Source organism: Streptomyces justiciae (genome assembly GCF_015163075.1).
Lineage (GTDB): Bacteria > Actinomycetota > Actinomycetes > Streptomycetales > Streptomycetaceae > Streptomyces > Streptomyces justiciae.
Genome location: NZ_JADDXU010000005.1, coordinates 141,969 through 162,512, shown reverse-complemented (window position 1 = coordinate 162,512; position 20,544 = coordinate 141,969). Strand labels below are relative to the sequence as shown.

The 20,544-nt window shown below is 72.4% G+C and carries 13 protein-coding genes; 3 read left to right on the top strand and 10 right to left on the bottom strand.

All coding sequences use genetic code 11. The features are described 5' to 3' along the window. Nucleotides 1–84: 84 nt before the first annotated feature. The gene (locus IQ210_RS16045) at nt 85–3,453 is read right to left on the bottom strand and encodes an ATP-dependent helicase (RefSeq protein ID WP_194079698.1); all 3,369 of its coding nucleotides are present in this window, start codon (nt 3,451–3,453) and stop codon (nt 85–87) included. A gap of 266 nt (nt 3,454–3,719) precedes the next feature. Then, nucleotides 3,720–4,097 carry an MGMT family protein gene (locus IQ210_RS16040; RefSeq protein WP_194079697.1) on the bottom strand — a complete coding sequence of 126 codons (378 nt, stop codon included), beginning with the start codon at nt 4,095–4,097 and terminating at the stop codon, nt 3,720–3,722. Between the two features lie 186 nt (nt 4,098–4,283). Between IQ210_RS16040 and IQ210_RS16035 the strand changes: the two genes are divergently transcribed. The 3 genes from IQ210_RS16035 to IQ210_RS16025 all read left to right on the top strand — a co-directional run bounded on the left by IQ210_RS16035 (nt 4,284) and on the right by IQ210_RS16025 (nt 10,369). Continuing rightward, nucleotides 4,284–6,998 (top strand): lysylphosphatidylglycerol synthase domain-containing protein, encoded by a 2,715-nt coding sequence (locus tag IQ210_RS16035; RefSeq protein WP_194079696.1) that lies wholly within the window; start codon nt 4,284–4,286, stop codon nt 6,996–6,998. Between the two features lie 96 nt (nt 6,999–7,094). Continuing rightward, complete coding sequence (locus IQ210_RS16030) at nt 7,095–8,639, top strand: alpha/beta hydrolase (protein ID WP_194079695.1); 1,545 nt, start codon at nt 7,095–7,097, stop codon at nt 8,637–8,639. Between the two features lie 176 nt (nt 8,640–8,815). Further along, on the top strand, nt 8,816–10,369 hold the full coding sequence (locus tag IQ210_RS16025; protein WP_194079694.1) for an alpha/beta hydrolase: 1,554 nt from the start codon (nt 8,816–8,818) through the stop codon (nt 10,367–10,369). Between the two features lie 62 nt (nt 10,370–10,431). Here the strand turns inward: IQ210_RS16025 and moeZ are convergent, their stop codons facing one another. From moeZ to IQ210_RS15985, 8 genes are all read right to left on the bottom strand, one after another. Next, nucleotides 10,432–11,610, bottom strand: coding sequence for an adenylyltransferase/sulfurtransferase MoeZ (gene moeZ / locus IQ210_RS16020; RefSeq protein WP_194079693.1), 1,179 nt, complete (start codon nt 11,608–11,610; stop codon nt 10,432–10,434). A gap of 63 nt (nt 11,611–11,673) precedes the next feature. Continuing rightward, on the bottom strand, nt 11,674–12,426 hold the full coding sequence (locus tag IQ210_RS16015) for a spherulation-specific family 4 protein (protein ID WP_194079692.1): 753 nt from the start codon (nt 12,424–12,426) through the stop codon (nt 11,674–11,676). Further along, nucleotides 12,414–13,376, bottom strand: a complete 963-nt coding sequence (locus IQ210_RS16010) for an NAD-dependent epimerase/dehydratase family protein (RefSeq protein WP_097268743.1) — start codon at nt 13,374–13,376, stop codon at nt 12,414–12,416. The genes IQ210_RS16015 and IQ210_RS16010 overlap by 13 nt, the downstream gene beginning before the upstream one ends. A 390-nt stretch (nt 13,377–13,766) precedes the next feature. Further along, the gene (locus IQ210_RS16005) at nt 13,767–15,110 is read right to left on the bottom strand and encodes a hypothetical protein (RefSeq protein ID WP_228047849.1); all 1,344 of its coding nucleotides are present in this window, start codon (nt 15,108–15,110) and stop codon (nt 13,767–13,769) included. Then, nucleotides 15,107–16,801, bottom strand: coding sequence for a GT4 family glycosyltransferase PelF (gene pelF / locus IQ210_RS16000; RefSeq protein WP_194079691.1), 1,695 nt, complete (start codon nt 16,799–16,801; stop codon nt 15,107–15,109). Before pelF ends, IQ210_RS16005 begins: the two co-directional genes overlap by 4 nt. Before the next feature lie 190 nt (nt 16,802–16,991). After that, nucleotides 16,992–18,572: a dipeptide ABC transporter ATP-binding protein gene (locus IQ210_RS15995; protein ID WP_194079690.1), complete on the bottom strand. Its 1,581-nt coding sequence runs from the start codon at nt 18,570–18,572 to the stop codon at nt 16,992–16,994. Continuing rightward, nucleotides 18,569–19,558, bottom strand: a complete 990-nt coding sequence (locus IQ210_RS15990) for an ABC transporter permease (RefSeq protein ID WP_194079689.1) — start codon at nt 19,556–19,558, stop codon at nt 18,569–18,571. Before IQ210_RS15990 ends, IQ210_RS15995 begins: the two co-directional genes overlap by 4 nt. Further along, on the bottom strand, nt 19,555–20,541 hold the full coding sequence (locus IQ210_RS15985; protein WP_194079688.1) for an ABC transporter permease: 987 nt from the start codon (nt 20,539–20,541) through the stop codon (nt 19,555–19,557). The genes IQ210_RS15990 and IQ210_RS15985 overlap by 4 nt, the downstream gene beginning before the upstream one ends. Between the last annotated feature and the right edge of the window lie 3 nt (nt 20,542–20,544).

Below are 20,544 nucleotides of genomic sequence, written 5' to 3'. Positions count from 1 at the left end.
CACTGACAGTCGAGGACGAATCGCCCCTCGGTTCGGAAGACGCGCAGGTCAGCACGTGTGGTGCGACTCGTCACAGCCGTAGGGTCACTCGACCACGTGGCGCCCTTCGGGCCGTGCGCTGCACGACGCCTGGAAGGCGCAGTGGGTGCAGTGCTGGCCGGTGGTCGGGGTGAAGCGCTCGTCGAGGACCTTCCCGGCCGCCGTGGCGAGCAGGTCGCCGACCCACTCCCCCGCCGTGCCTTCGATGGGGTCCTGAGCTTGCACCTTGGGCAGCGTCTCGCCGCCGTCCCGCTTGGCGGCGCCCTGGCGCAGCTGGACGAGTTCGGCGCCGCCCGGCTCGGGGCGCACTCCGTCGAAGGCCTCGTCGACGGCGCCCTCGCGGACGGCGAGCTGGTAGACGGCGAGCTGCGGGTGGTGCTCCACCTCGCGCGCGGTGGGCGCCTGTTTGCCGGTCTTGAAGTCGACGACATAGGCGCGGCCTTCGCCGTCCGCCTCGACGCGGTCCATCTGGCCGCGGATGCGCACCTCGTAGTCGCCGGCTTCGAGGGTGACGTCGAAGTCGTGCTCGCTGGCGACCGGGGTGCGGCCGGTGCGGTCCATGACGTGCCACTTCAGGAAGCGTTCGAGCGCCACGCGCGCGTTCTCCTTCTCCTGCGCCGACTTCCAGGGCGCGTCGAAGGCGAGGGCGTTCCACACGGAGTCGAGGCGCTCCATGAGGACGGCGAGGTCGGCCGGGGTGTGTCCGGAGGCGACCTCGTCGGCGAGGACGTGCACGACGTTGCCGAAGCCCTGGGCGACCGTGGCGGGCGCGTCGGCCTTCACCTCGCGGCCCAGGAACCATTGCAGGGCGCAGGTGTTGGCGAGTTGGTCGAGGGCGCTGCCGGAGAGCACGACGGGCTGGTCGCGGTTGCGCAGCGGCACCTTGGACTCGGTCGGCTCGAACATGCCCCACCAGCGGTAGGGGTGGGCGGAGGGGACGAGCGGGCGGCCGTCCTCGTCGGTGAGGGCGGCGAGCCGGGCCAGGCGGCGGGCGGCGGCCTCCCTGAGGGCGTCCGACACGCGCGGGTCGACGGTCGTGGCGCGGAGTTCGGCGACGAGCGCGGCGACGGACAGGGGGCGGCGTGGGCGGCCGGTGACGTCCTTGGGTTCGACGCCGAGCTCGGTCAGGAAGCGGGAGGGCTGGTCGCCGTCGTCAGCCGGGGCCTTCACCGCGGTGACGACGAGGCGCTCACGCGCGCGTGTGGCGGCGACGTAGAACAGGCGGCGTTCCTCCGCCAGGAGCGCTCCCGGAGTGAGTGGTTCGGCGAGGCCGTCGCGGCCGATACGGTCGGCCTCCAGGAGGGAGCCGCGGCGGCGCAGATCGGGCCACAGACCCTCCTGGACGCCCGCTACGACGACCAGGCGCCACTCCAGTCCCTTGGAGCGGTGCGCGGTCATCAGGCGGACGGCGTCGGGCCGTACGGCACGCCGCGTGAGGGTGTCGGCGGCGATGTCCTCGGCGTCGATCTCCTCCAGGAAGTTGAGCGCGCCCCGGCCCCCGCTGCGCTCCTCCGCGCGGGCGGCGGTGGCGAACAGCGCGCATACGGCGTCCAGGTCGCGGTCGGCGTTGCGGCCGGCCGCGCCGCCGCGCCGGGCGGCCCGCTCCAGGCGGCTGGGCCAGGGGGTGCCGTTCCACAGGTCCCACAGCGCCTGCTCGGCGCTGCCGCCGCCCGCGAGGCGCTCACGGGCCTTGCGCAACAGCGCGCCCAGGCGCTGGGCGCCGCGCGCGTAGGCGGGGTCCTGCACGGCCAGCCGCTCCGGCTCCGCCAGCGCCCGCGCGAGCAGCTCGTCGGAGGGCGGCGGAAGGGGGTTGCCGGCGGCGCGCTCCTCGTCGCGCAGCGCACGGCCGAGACGGCGCAGGTCGGCGGCGTCCATGCCGGCGAGGGGGGAGGTGAGGAGGGCGAGGGCGGTCTCGGTGTCGAGCCAGCAGGGTCCGGGCACCTCCGGACGGGCCTCGTCGTCCTCAGGACGGGCCTCGTCCTCCTCGTCCTCGGAAAGAGTCCCGTCGGGCCGCGTCCCGGCTTCCGCCGTCGCCACCGCCCGCAGTGCCGTCAGCAGCGGCGCCACCGCCGGTTCGTGGCGCAGGGGCAGGTCGTCGCCGTCGATGTCCAGCGGCACGCCTGCCGCCGTGAGCGCCCGGCGCACCGTGGGGATCGTGCGCGACCCGGCACGTACCAGGACGGCCATCTCGCCCCAGGGCACGCCGTCCTCCAGGTGCGCCCGGCGCAGGATGTCGGCGATGTTGTCCAGCTCCGTACCAGGCGTCGGATACGTGAAGACCTCGACGCGGCCGCCCTCCCGGACCGGGGCGAGCTCGCGATGGGCGCGGACCTTCTCCGCGGGCAGCCGGGTCAGCGGCATGCGCTGGGTCAGCAGACGGGTGGCGGTCAGCAGGTCGGCGCCGGAGCGGCGTGAGGTGCGCAGGACCTCGACGGGCGCGGGGCGGCCGTCCGCGCGCGGGAAGGCGTGCGGGAAGTCCAGGATGCCGTTCACGTCGGCGCCCCGGAAGGCGTAGATCGACTGGTCGGGGTCGCCGAGGGCGACCAGGGTGCGGCCACCGCCGGCGAGGGCGTGCAGGAGCCGCACCTGGGCCGGGTCGGTGTCCTGGTACTCGTCGACGTACACGGCGTCGTACTGGGCGGCGAGCCGCCCGGCGACCTCGGGGCTGTGGGCGAGGAGCACCGCGCGGTGGACGAGTTCGGCGTAGTCGAGGACGCCCTGGAGGTCGAGGACGTCGAGGTACTCGGCGAGGAAGGCCGCGGCGGCACGCCAGTCGGGGCGGCCGATGCGGTGGGCGAAGGCGTCCAGGGCGCCCGGGTCCAGGCCCAGCTCGCGGCTGCGGGCGAGGACCGCGCGGACCTCGTCGGCGAAGCCGCGGGCGGTCAGGCAGGCGCGCAGTTCGTCGGGCCAGCGCACGTGCGCGAGGCCGAGGCGCTCCAGGTCGGGCTGGCCCGCCAGGAGTTCGCGTACGGCCACGTCCTGCTCGGGGCCGGACAGCAGCCGCAGCGGCTCCACGAACAGGTCGCTGTCCTGGTGGGCGCGGACCAGGGCGTAGCAGAACGAGTGGAACGTGGTCGCCTGCGGCGCTCGGGCGGCTCCTATCCGCAGCGCCATGCGGTCGCGCAGCTCGACGGCCGCCTTGCGGCTGAACGTCAGCACCAGCACGCGCGCGGGGTCACCGCCACGGGCGATCCTCGCGGCCACGGACTCGACGAGGGTGGTGGTCTTGCCGGTGCCCGGACCTGCGAGGACGAGCAACGGGCCGCCCTTGTGCTCAACCACGGAGCGCTGTGCGGCGTCCAGAGGAGGGGGATCCACTCGGGCCGGCGGGGTACGCACCAGTCGGTAAGCGCCACGGTTCCCCTGGCGCACCTGGGGGTGCGGCAGGCGCCTGGTGGAGGAAGAGGAGCTCACGTGGTTCGCCGGTCCTGGTGGGTGTGCTGGTTGGCTGTCCGCCGTGCGTGCAGGGCGGTGATCGCGGGGTGAGCGGGGCGCGTGCAGCCGACGCTACGCCGACGAACGGATCGGAAGCAGGGCTTCCGCTTCTTCCCTCGGGGCACTCGCGGCACTCGCGACACGTACGTCCCTCGCCCCACGAACGTACGTCATGCCACGGACGTGCCCCTGTTCCCCCGTACGGATCACAGGCTCCCCCTGGGCCGGTCCGATGGCGGAAGCTGTCAGGTGTGACCCTCCGCGCGTTCGCCGCCGTCCCAGCGCGCCCGTTTCATGTCCAGGCGCGGCATGTGGCCCTCGGCGGCCCTGCTCGCCGTCTTCAGGGGCGTGCCCTCGTCGCGGTAGTGGCCGAGGGCCCGCTGCTCGTGGCCGGGCAGAAGCACGCCGTCCGAGCGGACGACACGCCACCACGGGACGGCTCCTCCGTAGAGCGCCATCACACGGCCGACCTGGCGCGGGCCGCCCTCCTCCAGCCACTCCGCGACATCGCCGTACGTCATGACGCGCCCGGGCGGGATCAGTTCCGCGACCTCCAGGACCCGCTCGGCGTACTCCGGCAGCGCGTCCGGCGGGACGTCCTGCGGCAGGCTCTCGTCACTCATCCGCCCCATCCTGCCCCACCCCACCGACAATGTGACGCGCTGGCCACCGCGGGTGACCCTCGCCCTGGGGCGGCGCTTCCGGCAGACTGTGCGCCCCCGCGTTTGCACCCTGATGCCCCCGTGTGTCGGTGGAGCATGCCACCATCGTGCGGGCGGTGACCGGTGATACGAGATCAAGAAGAGACGATGAAGCAACAGGGTGTGCACCCGGAGGGCGCGGAGAGCACCTCTGACGCTTCGTCGCGTCCGGGCACCAGGGACGCGGACGACGCGTCCACGACCAGCGACGGTTTCGACGACGAGGTCCACGCCGACGAGGTCGAGGGCGACGAACCCCTCCTCCCCGCGCGCGTGCACCGTCCGTCGGACCTCATGCGGCTGCTGGTGGGCGTACTCGCGGTCGCCGTGCTGCTGGCGATCGCCGCGTTCGCGCACGGCACGACCTCGGGCCTCGAACAGGACATCAACAAGGGCACCGGGCAGGCGCCCGACCTGCTCATCAAGATCGCCGGGCTGGCCTCCAGCATCGCGATCCTGCTGGTGCCGGTCGCCTTCGCGATCGAACGGCTGATCAAACGCGACGGACTGCGCATCGCCGACGGCGTGCTCGCGGCGGTCCTCGCCCACGGTGTGACTCTCGCCACCGACCTCTGGGTCGCCAAGGCCGCCCCCGACTCGATCCAGGAGGCGCTGACCCAGCCCTCCCCCGGCGACATCCACGCCCTCACCGACCCGGTGCACGGCTATCTCGCCCCGGTCATCGCGTACATGACCGCAGTCGGCATGTCCCGGCGGCCCCGCTGGCGCGCGGTGCTGTGGATCGTGCTGATGCTCGACGCCTTCTCGATGCTCGTCACCGGCTACACGACGCCGTTCTCGATCATCCTGACGGTGCTGATCGGCTGGACCGTCGCCTACGGCACGCTGTACGCGGTCGGCTCGCCCAACGTCCGCCCCACCGGGCGCACGCTGATGGCGGGCCTCCGGCACGTCGGCTTCCACCCGGTGAGCGCGGCCCGCGAGGAGGCCGCGGAGACGCCGGAGACCGGCGACCGCGGCCGACGGTACTTCGTCACGCTGGAGGACGGGCCGCCGCTGGATGTCACGGTGGTCGACCGGGAGCAGCAGGCCCAGGGATTCTTCTACCGCGCGTGGCGCAATCTGACGCTGCGCGGCTTCGCCACCCGCAGCAGCCTGCCCTCCCTGCGCCAGGCCCTGGAGCAGGAGGCCCTGCTCGCCTACGCGGCGATCGCGGCCGGCGCCAACGCGCCCAAGCTGATCGCCACCTCCGAGCTCGGCCCCGACGCCGTGATGCTCGTCTACGAGCACACCGGCGGGCGCACCCTCGACTCGCTGGCGGACGACGAGATCACCGACGACCTGCTGCGGGACACCTGGCACCAGGTCCGCGCCCTGCAGTCCCGGCGGATCGCGCACCGCAGGCTGGTGGGTGACGCGATTCTGGTGGATCGTTCCGGCACGGTGATCCTCACCGATCTGCGCGTCGGCGAGATCGCCGCCGGTGACCTGCTGCTGCGCATGGACATCTCCCAGCTGCTGGTGACGCTCGGCCTGCGCGTGGGCGCCGAACGCGCGGTGGCCGCCGCGGTGAACGTGCTCGGCCCCGACGCCGTCGCCGACTGCCTGCCGATGCTCCAGCCCATCGCGCTCAGCCGCTCCACGCGCGCGACGCTGCGCACCCTGGCCCGGGAACGCGCCCAGCGCGAGCGCGACGCGATCCTGGAGGCCTCCCGGCAGGCCAAGCAGGCCAAGCTCGAAGAGGCCCACGAGGACGCCAAGCCGGTCCTCGACAAGCCCGACAAGAAGGCCGTACGCGCGGAGGCGCGGGCCGAGAAGCGGGCCATCGACGAGGCCCTGGAGGAAGCCCGCGAGGACGACCTGCTCACGCTGATCCGCCACGAGGTGCTGCTGATCAGGCCGCAGGCGCCCGTCGAACCGGCCCGTCTGGAGCGGGTGCGGCCGCGCACGCTCATCAGCTTCATCGCCGGTGCCATCGGCGCGTACTTCCTGCTGACGCAGCTCACCCACATCGAGTTCGGTCCGCTCATCCAGAACGCCGAGTGGGGCTGGGTCGCCGCGGCCGTGCTGTTCTCGGCGGCGAGTTACTTCGCGGCGGCGATGTCGTTGCTGGGGTTCGTGCCGGAGCGGGTGCCGTTCCTGCGGACCGTCGGGGCGCAGGTCGCCGGGTCGTTCGTGAAGATCGTCGCGCCGGCCGCGGTGGGCGGGGTCGCCCTCAACACGCGCTTCCTGCAACGCGCGGGTGTGCGGCCCGGCCTGGCGGTGGCCAGTGTCGGCGCCTCGCAGCTCTTCGGGCTCGGCTGCCACATCCTGATGCTGCTGTCCTTCGGCTATCTGACCGGCACCGAGAAGACGCCGTCGCTGTCGCCGTCCCGGACGGTGATCGCGGGTCTGCTGACGGTGGCGGTGCTCGTTCTTGTCGTCACCTCGGTGCCGTTCCTGCGGAAGTTCGTCGTCACGCGCGTGCGCTCGCTCTTCGCGGGTGTAGTGCCGCGCATGCTCGACGTGCTGCAGCGGCCGCAGAAGCTCTTCACCGGCATCGGCGGCATGCTCCTGCTGACCGCGTGCTTCGTGATGTGTCTGGACGCCTCGATCCGGGCCTTCGGCACCGAGGGCTCCTCGATCAGCATCGCCAGCGTCGCCGTCGTCTTCCTCGCCGGCAACGCGCTCGGTTCCGCGGCTCCGACGCCGGGCGGCGTGGGCGCGGTGGAGGCGACCCTGACGGTCGGTCTGATCGCCGTGGGCCTGCCCAGCGAGGTTGCGGCACCCGCCGTGCTCCTCTACCGGCTGCTGACGCTGTGGCTGCCGGTGCTGCCGGGCTGGCTGGCCTTCAACCACCTGTCCCGCAAGGGAGCGCTGTAGGTACGCGCGCGTGTCTCGTACGAGGGGCCACGCGCGCGTACCTCGTACGGCCCGTGCCCCGAGCGGGTCGCCCAGCTCGACCGCAGGATGGGAAGCATGCCGAACCCTCCCCGCCTGCGGGCCGCTGCCCTGACCGCCTCCGCCGTCCTGCTGTCCGCCGTCCTGGCGGGCTGTGGTGACGACTCCAAGGATCAGGATCTGACGGCCCAGAAGCTGAGCTGGAAGGACTGCCCGGCCCCGTCCACGGCGGAGGGCGGCGGTGACGCCCCGTCACCTCTGCCCAACGGCGACGAATGGCAGTGCGCCACCCTCAAGGCCCCCCGCGACTGGGCCGAACCCAAGGGCGACACCATCGATCTGGCGCTGATCCGGGCCAGGGCGAGCGGCGACGAGAGCAGGCGGATCGGCTCCCTGATCTTCAACTTCGGCGGCCCCGGCGGCTCGGGCGTGACCACGCTGCCCGCCTTCGGCGAGGACTACGCGAAACTGCGCACCCGCTACGACCTGGTGAGCTTCGACCCGCGCGGGGTGGGCCGCAGCGCCCCCGTCGAGTGCCTCGACGACCTCCAGCTCGACGCGTACTTCCAACAGGACGCCACCCCCGACGACGCCACCGAGCGCACCAAGCTCCTGGACAACACCAAGGAGTTCAACGCGGCCTGCGAGGACAACTCCAAGAAGGTGCTGCCGCATGTGCGCACCACGGACGCGGCCCGCGACATGGACCTGATGCGCCAGGTCCTGGGGGACGACAAGCTGCACTACTTCGGCATCTCGTACGGCACCGAACTCGGCGGCGTCTACGCCCACTTGTTCCCCAAGCGGGTGGGCCGGGCCGTCTTCGACGCCGTCGTCGACCCGACCGAGGACTCCGAACAGGGCTCGCTCGGGCAGGCGAAGGGCTTCCAGCTCGCGCTCGACAACTTCGCCGAGGACTGTGTGTCGAAGACCGAGGACTGCCCGATCGGTGACACCGCCCAGGACGTCAAGAACCGGATCGCCAAGCTGCTCAAGGACCTCGACCGCACGCCGATCCCCGGCGTCGGCCTGCGCAAGCTGACCCAGACCGCGGCGACCAGCGGCATCGCGCAGTCGCTGTACTCGCAGGACTTCTGGGAGTACCTCACCGAGGGCCTGGACCAGGCGTACGACGGTGACGGCAGGATCCTGATGCTGCTGGCCGACTCCATGAACGGGCGCAACGAGGACGGCACGTACAGCAACCTCACCGCGGCGAACATCGCCATCAACTGCGCCGACGACAAGGCCCGGTACACCGAGGACTACGTCGAGCAGAAGCTCCCCGAGTTCCGGTCCGCCTCCCCGATCTTCGGCGACTATCTGGCCTGGGGGATGGTCAGCTGCACCGACTGGGCCGTGGCGGGCGCCGCCGACCACCCCGACGTGAGCGCGGCCGGTTCGGCGCCGATCCTCGTGGTCGGCAACACCGGCGACCCGGCCACGCCGTACGCGGGGGCACGGAGGATGGTGGACGCGCTGGGCGCGGGCGTCGGCGTCGAGCTCACGTACAAGGGCCAGGGGCACGGTGCGTACGACAGCAAGAACAAGTGCGTGCAGGGCGCGGTGAACGGATATCTGCTGGACGGGAAGGTGCCGGCGGCGGGGACCGTCTGCTCCTGACCTCGCGCACCCTGACTTCCGCGCACCCGGCTCTCCTGCCCCGCGACTCCCTCACACCGGGAAAAGTGCAGGTCAGAACGTTATCCACAGGCCTCGGCGGTCGTCGTGTGATCCGCCTACCATGGCAGGACCGCCATCCGCGGCACGGTGCGGACGGCCTGCAAGGGGGGACCTCGATGACGCGTTTCGTACGGTGGACGGCCCTGGCCGCCGCCGCGGCACTGCTGGTGGGGGGCTGTAGCGGTGGCTCGTCCGACGACGGCAAGGGCGACGGGGAGACCGGCGCGGCCAGTCCGTCGTCGAGTTCCTCCGGCACCGCGGCCGCCGCACCGCTGCCCTCCTCACTGACGTCGCAGAAGCTCGACTGGAAAGGCTGCGAGGGCACCTCCGACTCCCCCGCGCCGAGCAGCGAGTGGCGGTGCGCGACCCTCAGGGTGCCGTTGGACTGGGCGAAGCCGGAGGGGAAGACGATCGGCCTCGCGCTGATCCGCGCCAAGGCCCGCGGCGACGACCGGATCGGCTCGCTGCTGTTCAACTTCGGCGGCCCGGGCGGCTCCGGCGTGTCGATGATGCCGCTGTACGGCGCGACGGTGTCCGCGCTGCGCGAGCGGTACGACCTGGTGAGCTGGGACCCGCGCGGAGTCGGTGGCAGCGAGGGCGTCCGCTGCCGCAGCGACAAGGACATCGAGTCTGCCGAGTCGATCGACGCCACGCCCGACACCGCGGCCGAGGAAGCGGCCTACTTCCAGGACGCCACCGCCTTCGGCAAGGGCTGCCAGCGGACGGCCGGCGAGCTGATGGCACACGTCTCCACCACGGACACGGCTCGCGACATGGACCTGATGCGCCAGGTGCTGGGCGACCGGAAGATGCACTACTTCGGCATCTCGTACGGCACCGAACTCGGCGGCGTCTACGCCCATCTGTTCCCGAAGAACGTGGGGCGGCTGATCCTCGACGCGGTCGTCGACCCGAGCGCCGACACGGTCGGCCACGCCGAGAACCAGACCCGTGGCTTCCAGCGCGCGCTGGACGACTACCTCAAGTCGACCGGTCAGGACCCGAAGCAGGGCACACAGAAGATCGCCGCGCTGCTGAAGGACCTCGACGCGAACCCGCTGCCGACGGGGACCTCGCGCAAGCTGACCCAGACGCTCGCGGTCACCGGCATCGTGCTGCCGCTGTACAGCAAGGCCAGTTGGCCAACCCTGACCAGCGCCCTGGAGGCGGCTGAGGACGGCGACGGCTCGGAGCTGCTGACGCTCGCCGACGGCTACAACGAGCGGGACGCCTCGGGCCACTACGGCACGACCACCCACTCCCAGCGGGTCATATCGTGCTTGGACGACAAGCAGCGGCCGACCGCCGCGGAGACGAAGAAGCTGCTGCCGAGCTTCGAGAAGCTCTCGCCCGTCTTCGGGGCGTTCCTGGGCTGGGACACGGCGGGCTGGTGCCACGACTGGCCGGTGGCCGGGCAGTGGGACACCCCCGAGGTGAGCGCGCCCGGCGCGGCACCGGTCCTCGTGGTCGGCAACACCGGCGACCCGGCCACCCCCTACGAGGGCGCCCGGAAGATGGCGGACGAACTGGGCAAGGACGTCGGTGTGGTCCTCACCTGGAAGGGCGAGGGACACGGGGCGTACGGCAGCGGGAGCGACTGCGTCGACTCGACGGTGAACGCGTACCTGCTCAAGGGCACGGTGCCGAAGGACGGCAAGGTCTGCTCATGACGACGGCGGGGGCCGCGCGCACCTGTGGTGCAAGCGGCCCCCGCCGTACGGCAGACCTTCGGTCAGTAGACCGGCTTGTGCGGCTCGATCTGGTTGACCCAGCCGATCACGCCGCCGCCGACGTGCACGGCGTCCGCGAAGCCCGCGGACTTCAGCACGGCGAGGACTTCCGCACTGCGGACACCCGTCTTGCAGTGCAGGACGATCTTCTTGTCCTGCGGCAGGCCCTCCAGGGCGGTGCCCATGAGGAACTCGTTCTTCGGGATCAGCTTGGCGCCGGGGATCGAGACGATCTCGTACTCGTTGATCTCGCGGACGTCGATGATCTCGATGTTCTCGCCGTCGTCGATCCACTCCTTGAGCTGCTTCGGAGTGATCGTCGAGCCGGCGGCCGCCTCCTGGGCCTCCTCGGAGACGACGCCGCAGAAGGCCTCGTAGTCGATGAGCTCGGTGACGGTCGGGTTCTCGCCGCAGACCGCGCAGTTGGGGTCCTTGCGGACCTTGACCTGGCGGTACTGCATCTCCAGGGCGTCGTAGATCATCAGGCGGCCGACCAGGGGCTCGCCGATGCCCGCGAGGAGCTTGATGGCCTCGTTGACCTGGATGGAGCCGATGGACGCGCACAGCACGCCGAGCACGCCGCCCTCGGCGCAGGAGGGGACCATGCCCGGCGGCGGGGGCTCCGGGTAGAGGCAGCGGTAGCAGGGACCGTGCTCGGACCAGAAGACCGAGGCCTGGCCGTCGAAGCGGTAGATCGAGCCCCAGACGTACGGCTTGTTCAGCAGCACGCAGGCGTCGTTGACCAGGTAGCGGGTCGCGAAGTTGTCCGTGCCGTCGACGATCAGGTCGTACTGGCTGAAGATGTCCATCACGTTGTCGGCCTCGAGCCGCTCCTCGTGAAGGACCACGTTCACGTACGGGTTGATGCCGAGGACGGAGTCGCGCGCGGACTCGGCCTTGGAGCGGCCGATGTCGGCCTGGCTGTGGATGATCTGGCGCTGCAGGTTCGACTCGTCGACCTCGTCGAACTCCACGATGCCGAGCGTGCCGACGCCCGCCGCGGCCAGGTACATCAGCGCCGGCGAGCCCAGGCCGCCGGCGCCCACACAGAGCACCTTGGCGTTCTTCAGCCGCTTCTGCCCGTCCATCCCGACGTCGGGGATGATCAGGTGGCGGGAGTACCTGCGGACCTCGTCTACGGTGAGCTCGGCAGCGGGCTCGACCAGGGGTGGCAGCGACACGGGGACTCCGTTGGTCGGTCAATCATTACGGTTGTTCTCCCCGTAACACTGCCATGGCCTTTTTCATTCCGAGACACCCGTCCCGATCCGCGAGACGATTTCGTCCCAGTAGCCGGGCATCGTCTCCCATGGGTCGGTGCGGCCGCCGCGGTCCGTGCGGTCGGTGAAGTAGATCGTGGCCGCGCCCTGCCAGCGCGCGATGCGCAGGGCCTCGTCGAGGTGCGGTCCCGGCACGCCGTGGACGAAGTGGCAGAAGCGGTCGGGCGGATAGTCGGCGGTCCACTCCGCCACCTGCGACCAGCGGTAGTCGCTCCACGGGCCGGAGAAGGTGACCAGCTGGTCCGCGCTCTCGGCGTAGCCCGGGTAGGGGTGGGTGCCGTGGCCGAGGACGACATGGGCGTCGTCGCGGATCGCGCGGAGCGTGGTGACCGTGCGACGGATCTCGGGGAGCGAGGTGCGTTCGGTCGGGCAGCGGTCCAGGAGGAAGCCGTCGACCTTGTACCAGTCGAGGTAGCGCTGCGCGTCGGAGACCATCTCGCCGAACGACCGGGCTCCGTACGTGGCGTCGATGTGACCGAGCACACGGATGCCCGCGTTGCGCAGGCGCCCGGCCGCCGCCAGACAGTGCGGGTCGGGGCGGCTGCCCGGGCCGTCGGCGACGTTGAGGACGACCCAGTGCAGAGGCGCGGTGCGGGGCCGGGTGAGTTCGGCCCACTCGGCGGGGGCGACGAGGGGGTGGGCGAAGCCCGGGATGCCGAAGCCGGTGTGGAGGCCGGTGGCGTGGGTGGTGGTGTGCGTACTGGTCAGATGCGGCATGCCGCCTCCATCCAGATGTCCGCGAGGGACTCTTCGAGGTTGATACGGGGGCGCCAGCCGAGGCGGTCGCGGGCGGTGCGGACGTCGGCCTGCTGCCAGCTGCCGCAGCCGTCGGGGTACGGGTAGGCGACCGGGGCCGCGTGGTCCGGCTCGGAGCGGGGGTGGCCGATGGTGGCCCGCAGGGGCGGACCGGGCGGGCCGTCGAGTTCGTGGAGGGCACCGCCGTAGCCGGCCACGCGCGCGAGGATCGCGGCGGCGTCACGGAGGCGGACGGCACGGCCGGAGCCGATGTTGATGACGCCCTGCGCGGCGGACAGGCTCGCGGCGTGCACGGCGCGGGCGACGTCCCGGACGTCGATGAAGTCGCGCTGGGCGCCGAGGCCGCCGAGCTTCAGCTCGCCGTCGCCGGACTGCATCGCGCGGCGCATGGCCTCGGCGAGGCGGCCGAGGGGGGAACCGGCGGGGGTGCCGGGGCCTGCCGGCGAGAAGACGCGGAGGACCACCGCGTCCAGGCCGGAGCCGAGGACGAGTTCCGTGGCGGCGAGTTTGCTGACGCCGTAGGGGCCGCCGGGGCGGGGGACGGCGTCCTCGGCGGTGGAGCTGCCGGGTTGGCTGGGGCCGTACTCCGCGCCGCAGCCGATCTGGACGAGCCGCGCGCCGCAGCCGCTGCGGCGCAGCGCCTCGCAGACGGTTGCCACGGCGACCGTGTTGTGGCGGGTGAGTTCGCGGGCGCCGCCCCTTGTGGCGCCGGCGCAGTTGACGACGACGCCGGGGTGGACCGCGTCGAGGAAGCGGGTGAGTGCGCCGGGGCTGCCGGACGCGAGGTCGAACCGGACGTCCGCGTCGTCGCCGCGGCCGAGCGCGGTGAGCTGGACGGCCGGGTCGGCGAGGAGGCGGTCGGCCACGAAGCGGCCGAGGTAGCCGTTGGCTCCGATCAACAGGACCCTCATCGTGCTGCTCCCGGGGCCTCGTGGTCGGGTCGGGAGGTGATCATCTGGTGCTCTCCTTCAGCGAGGGGGGCGGCCTCCGGGCTCCGGTGGGGGGCGGGGGTGTCTGCGGGGGCCTGGGCGGGTGGATGGGAGTGCGGGGGCGCGGGGCGTGTTGTGCGGTGCCGGTCCGCGCTGGATCGCGTTGTGCGGTGTCGGTTCGTTGTGGGTCGGGGCCGCGCCGGGGGGTGTCCGTCCTCGGAACGGCGCGGAATCGGGCGTTCAGATAAGGCGCCCGTGTTGACGCGCCAACCGCTGCGGGCGGACACCCCCCGACACGTCCCCTTCCCGCCGTCGCGCGCTGCGGGTCCGCGGGGGTGCGCGTTCGGTCCCGGCGCTGTGTGCACGGCCGGCTCACCACTGGAGGTCCGTCGTGGCGTGGGCCGAGGCTCGGGTGAGTCTGCGGGTTGCGTGGAGGAGGAGGGTTGCCGCTCCGACACCGCATGCGAGGGTCGGGACGGCGCCCGGGCCCCAGGTGTCCACGAGGGTGGTCACCGGCGTGCCCAGGGCGTCGCAGCCGGGGAGGCGGGACGCGAACGTCGTGGCCAGGGCTGTTGCTTGGGCCGTGGCGGTGACCGTGAGGACCAGGGCGGGGGCGTGGGTGAAGCCGTGGGTCGTGAGGAGGCGGGAGAGGTAGAGGAGGGCGCCCAGGGTCATCGTCTGGGCGTACGGGGCCGGTTCGTCCAGGGCCGTCGCCGTCAGGGCCAGTAGGGCCGCCAGCGTGGACAGGTAGAGGGCGAACGCGCCCAGGAGGAGCGGGTGTACGGCTGCGGCGAAGTCCTCCAGGCCTCGGCTGGCCGTCAGTTTGCGGCGGGCCCGGGTGGTGAGGAGGTGGGCGGTCCAGGCCGCGGGCGCCAGGGACAGGGCGAGGGCCAGGGCGGGGGCGCCCGCGGTGGGCCAGGTGGCGTCCGTGGTGCCGGTCGGGAGTGTGTCGGGGCCGCCGGTGATGGCTTGTCGGAGCAGGCCGTCGCCGAGGAGGGCGTAGGCGATCAGCCAGCAGGTGAGGGTGCGGGTTCGGGGGTGGGTGGGGTGGGTGGTGCTCAGGGGGCCTCTCGTCAGTGCCGCGCGTAAGGCCAAGGCCACGGCGAGGGTGCCGACGGCCGCTGTGATCAGGCGGGGTCGGCCGTCGGTGAAGTGGATGCCGGTGAGTGTCGCCGCGGACAATGCGCCCGGCAGGAGGGTGAGCAGCGCCCAGTCGGCGCGAGTTCGGGGTGGCTCCGGGGGTGCGGCCGGCGCCGGGGAATCGCCGTCCCGGGAGGCGCGTGCGTACATCTCCTCAGCGAGTGAGAAGACGTCGCGGTGGCGGAAGCGGGTCGCGGTGCGGTCGGTGACGCCGTGGGCCTCCAGGCCCGCCGCGATCTCCAAGGGGTCAACGGCTCGTTCGCACAGTTCGCGGTGACGGTGCATCAGGGCCTTGACCGGGTCCGCGGCTGTTCGGCGTGGGGTGGGGGTGCCTTGTGACCTGCGGGGCGTGGTCCGGGGAGGGGTGGCGGTCGTGGTTCGGTGGGCGGCTGCGGGTGCCGGCTTGTCGGCCGGGGATGCTTCGTCGACCGCCGGCGTGCGGGCCGCGGGTCGTCCCGGCTCCGACGTCAGCCATTCCTCCGACCGCGCGTCCCACGCCCCAGGGCTGCCCGGAGTGCCCGGCCGGTCCAGTTCGCCCAAGTCGCCCACGCCACCCAGGTCGTCCAGTTCGCTCATCGCGCCGCCTCCGTCGCGGGCAGCGGCGTGTTGGCGCGGACCGGTGGGCCCGCCGCCCAGCCGGGGCCGCCGCGGGCCACCACGCGGGCGGCGGGGCCGGTCCAGCGGCCGGGCATGTGGGCCTCGGCGGGGACGGCGAACGGGCGGGGTTCTCCCGTGGTGTCGTCGAGGACGACCCGGCGGACCGGGTGGCGCGAGACGATCTCCAGGTAAATGCTGTGAAATGCCGTGATGTTCTGTTCGACGGTGAACAGCTCGAGGGCGCGGGCGCGCGCCGCGGCGCCCAGGCGCGCACGGCGCTCGGGGTCGCGCAGCAGCGCCACGCACGCCTCGGCGAGCGCCCGTGGATTGCGCGGCGGTACGACGAGCCCGGTGCCGCCGATCACCTCGACCACCGCGCCGACGTCGGTGGACACCGTCGCGCGGCCGCAGAACATGGACTCGACCAGGCTGATCGGAAAGCCCTCGACCACGCTCGACAGGACGGTCACCGCGCCGGACGCGTACGCCTCGGCCGGGCTCGGGATGTCCGGGCCGCCGATCTCCTCGAAGGACACCGGGTTGTCCCCGACGGCGTGCAGCCCGTCCGCCTCGTCGGGGAAGAGCTGCGCGGCGAGCGCCTTGCAGTGGCCGAGGTAGGCCGCGCCCTCGCTGCCCGCGGGGACGCCGATGATCCGCAGCCGGGTCTTCGGCTCCTCCTTGCGGACCTCCGCGAAGGCGTGGAGGAGGGAGATCAGGTCCTTCGTCGGTTCCACGCGGCCGACCCAGGCGAGCGTGTCCGGGTCCGCGCACTCCGGGGACTCGCCGACCTCCGCGAAGCGGGTGGCGTCCATGCCGGGGTAGACCGTACGGATCTTGTCGCGGTCGGCGCCGCAGCGTTCCTGCCAGCGGCGGGCGTGCGCGTTGCCGGGGGTGATGACGGCGGCCCGGGCGTAGACCTCCGCGGCGAGCCTGCCGTGGAAGGCGGCGAGCAGGGCCCGTACCGAGGGAGAGGCCTCGGTGGCGGACAGGTGGTGGGTGCGCAGCTGGACGCCGTACTCGGTCACCAGCAGCGGTACGCCGGAGAAGTGCCGGGCGAGCAGGCCGGGGAGCGCCGCCGGGCCGCCCGAGGCGGCGTGGCAGAGGTCGACCGAGCCGAGGCCGTCGTCCTCGTACCAGTCGAGGGTGAGGGGGCGCAGGGCGCGCTCCAGATGTCCGGCGACGGCGAGCAGGTCGGGGACGCGCGCCGCGCGGGCCGCGCGAGGGGCGCCCGGCGTACGGCAGGCGCGCTCCAGGGCGCGTACGGCGGTCTCGGAGCGGAGCGCCCCGCTCAGGCCGCCCTCGTCGCGGGCGAGTTCGGCGAGGCCGTACAGCGCGCTGCCGAAACGGTCCGCCTCAGCGGTGGACGCCTCCTCGGAGGGGCCCGCGCAGAGGACGGCCGCCAACTCGCCGTAGTGCTCGGCGAACCGTCGGCGCGCGCGGCGCCCGTGGGCGATCCCGTCGTCCTCCACGGTCCACAGGGGGGCCGTCCGGACGCGGCTGACCTGCGGTGGCAGGGTGACCCAGCCCTCGTCCTCCTGCCGCCGGCTGCGGCTGAGCGCGTAGATGTCGAACTCGTGTTGATCGAGCCCGCGCACGAGCCGGTCGCACCACAGCCTGGCGTCACCGCTCACATACGGATAGCCACCCTCCGTAAGCAGTCCGATGCGCACGAGTACACCCCCGATCTCCCGTATGGGGAGCCGCCGTTGACCCGGCGGCTCGCAGCGGGACGAACGTATGCGGACAAGGTGGTGGTGCGACGGACGGTTGTCCGTCGCACCACCAAAAGGGGTGAACGGTCGTAACTTTCCCGTGCGGGTCGCGTTCGATCGCGCTACGAGATCAAGGAGTTACGTTACGTCAGGCAGCGGCCAGTTCTCGACGTGCGGCTCTGCGCCGGGCGGCCACCTCGGGGTCGAGTGCCGGTACGGCGGCCAGGAGTTGCTGGGTGTACGGGTCCTGGGGGTGGTCGTACACCTCGTCGGCCGGCCCGGACTCGACGATCCGGCCGCGCCGCATCACGGCCACGCGGTCGCTGACCTGTCGTACGACGGCCAGGTCGTGCGCGACGAACACGAGCGCGAGTCCGAGTTCGCGCTGCAACTCGCCGAGCAGGGCGACCACTTGGGCCTGTGTGGTGACGTCGAGCGCGGAGACGGGCTCGTCGCAGACGATGACGCGCGGGTCGGCGGCGAGCGCCCGCGCGATGCCCACGCGCTGGCGCTGTCCGCCGCTGAACTCGTGCGGATAGCGGTCGTAGTGCGCCCCTTCGAGCCCTACGCGCTCCAGCAGTTCCGTCACGCGCCCCCTGATGCGCGTCTCGTCGCGCTCGCCTCGCGCGCGGAGCGGGTCGGCGATCGACTCGCCCACACTGCGGCGGGGGTTGAGGGAGGAGACGGGGTCCTGGAAGACCATCTGGACGTCGGGGCGTACTCCGCCGCCCGGCTTGATCTCCCCGGCCGTGGGCTCCAGCAGCCCGACCAGCATCCGGCCGAGCGTCGTCTTGCCGCTGCCGCTCTCCCCGACGACGCCGAGGGTCTCGCCCCGCCGGATGGTCAGCGAGACGCCGTCGACCGCTGTGAAGGCCTTCTTGCCCCGCCCGAACTCGCGCCGGAGGCCCGTGGCCTCCAGGACGACCTCGCCGGCCTCGCCGGTGGCTGCTCTGCGCGCGTCCACGCGCGGGACAGCGGCGAGCAGTTCGCGCGTGTACGTCTCCCCCGGCGTCCCGAGCACCGTGCCGACCGGACCGTGCTCGACCGCCCGCCCGTGCCGCATCACCAGTACCTCGTCGACGCTCTCCGCCGCGACGCCCACGTCGTGCGTGACGAGGAGCAGCCCCATCCCGGTCTCCTCGCGCAGCGTGTGCAGCAGGTCGAGGATCTGGGCCTGGACGGTGACGTCGAGCGCGGTGGTCGGCTCGTCGGCGATGAGCAGGTCCGGCGTGCAGGCGAGCGCCATGGCGATCAGCGCGCGCTGGCGCATGCCGCCGCTGAACTCGTGCGGGCGCGAACGGGACCGCCGTGGCGCGTCCGGAATTCCGACCCGCTCCAGCACCTCCACCGCACGCGCGCGTGCAGCTCGTCGCGACACGCGCGCGTGCACGCGGTAGACCTCGGCGATCTGGTCGCCGATCGCGTAGTACGGGTCGAAGGACGACAGGGGGTCCTGGAAGACCATCGCGGCCTTTCCGCCGCGCAGCCGCCGCAGCTCCTCGTCCGACGCCTCTTCTACGTCGATGCCGGCGACCTCGACCGAGCCGCCGACCCGTGCTCCCGTCCCCCGGTGCAGCCCCAGCAGGGCCGAGGCCACCGTGGACTTGCCGGAGCCGGACTCGCCGACCAGGGCGAGCGCGCCGCCCTGTTCCAGCCGGAAGGAGAGCCCGTCGACGGCCCGGAGAGAGCCGAACTCGACCGTCAGGTCGCTGACGTCCACGAGGCTCATGCGAGCACCACCCGTCGGTCGGCCACCGCGTACAGCACGTCCGCGACGGCGTTGGCGAGGACCACGAAGAATCCGATGACCAGGACCATGCCGACCACGACCGGAAGGTCGACCACATTGACGGCATGGACCAGTTCCTGTCCGATGCCGGGCAGGCCGAACAGCGTCTCGGTGAGCACCGCGCCGCCGACCGCGCTGCCGAAGTTGTTGGCGTTGAGCGCGATGACCGGCGCCAGCGCACCGCGCAGCGCGTGCCGTCCGATCACCGACCGCTCCCCCACGCCGTACGCGCGGAAGGTGCGGATGTGGTCGTCGGCGAGCGTCTCCAGCATCGACGCGCGCGTGAGGCGGGCGAACGCGGCGGCCTCGATGAGGGCGAGCGACAGCCAGGGCAGCAGCAGGTTCCACGCCCACTGCTCGGGGTCGTCGGTGAGGTTCACGTACTGCGGGAACGGCAGCAGTTGGAGCTGTCCGCAGACGACGATCATCAGGACCAGGCCGATGACGAAGACGGGCGTGGCCACGCCCGCGAGCGTGACGCCGGTCAGCAGCCGCTCGCTGAGCCGGCCGCGCCGCCAGGCGGACAGGACGCCGGTGCCGACGCCGAGGATCAGCCACAGCACCATCGCCCCGAACACCAGCGACAGGCTGACCGGCAGCTTGTTCAGGATGAGCTGGGTGACCTGCTGGTCGCTCTGGTACGACAGCCCGAGGCAGGGCGCGGAGCAGTGCTCCACGGAGGTGCCGGTCGAGTAGTCCTGGCCGGCGACGAGGCCCTCCAGGAAGTGCCAGTAGCGCACGTACAGGGGGTCGTCGAGCCTGAGCTGCTGGGCGACCTGGTCCACCTGTTCCGGCGAGCAGCGCGGGCCGCAGGTGATCTGGGCGACGTTGCCGGGGGTGACGTAGAAGACGACGTAGACGATCACCGAGATGGCGAGCAGGGTGACGACGGCGCCGAGCACGCGGCGCAGCAGAAAGCCCGTCATGCCTTGGCCTCCCTCTTGCGGCCGGTGCCGACGCGCAGCCGGGACGCCGCGCGCGGGTCCAGGGCGGTGCGTACGCCGTCGCCGAGGACGGTCAGGGCGAGGACGGTGAGGAAGAGCGCGCCGGCGGGCAGCAGCAGGTACTGCGGGGCGGCCTGGTACCAGACGTCGGCGGCGGTGAGCATCTGTCCCCAGGACGGCGTCGGCGGCTTCACACCGACGCCGAGGAAGGACAGGGCGGCCTCGGCCGAGATGTTGGACGGCACCAGCAGTGCCGCGTACGTGATGATCGGCGCGGCGATGCCGGGCAGGAGCTCGCGGCGGGCGATGCGCCAGGTGCCCCAGCCGCTGAGCCGGGCCGCGGCGACATGGTCGAGCTGCTTGAGCGTGAGGGTCTGGGCGCGCACGATCTTGGCGATGGTGCCCCATCCGATCAACCCGATGACCAGCGCCACCAGTACAGGTCGCGGGAAGCTCGACGGGACGATCGCGAGCAGTGCCAACGACATGATCATGAGGGGCAGGGCGACGATGACGTCCGTGAACCTGCTCAACAGTTGATCAACCCATCGACTGCCGAGCGCGGCCGATACACCCACGACCACGCCGATCAACACCTGGACGATCGTGGCGGCCAGCGCGACCCCCAGCGAGACCCGGGCGCCGTACACGAGCCGTGCGAACAGGTCGCGTCCGGTCTGCGGTTCGACGCCGAGCCAGTGGTCTCCGCTGATGCCGCCGAGCGAGCCGATGGGCACGCCTCCGCGCGCGGAGTCCACCAGGGACGAGTGGTACGTGTTCGGGTCCTGGCCCTCCAGCGCGGTGAGCAGGGGCGCCGCGAGGGCGACCAGGACGAGCAGCGCGACGACGCCGGCCGCGACCATGGCGGCCCGCTGCGCCCGCAGCCGCCGCCAGAACTGACCAGCCCCCGAGACCCCCGGGACGGCTGCCCCGGGGGTCTCGACGGCGACAAGTGCCTCGCTCATCGG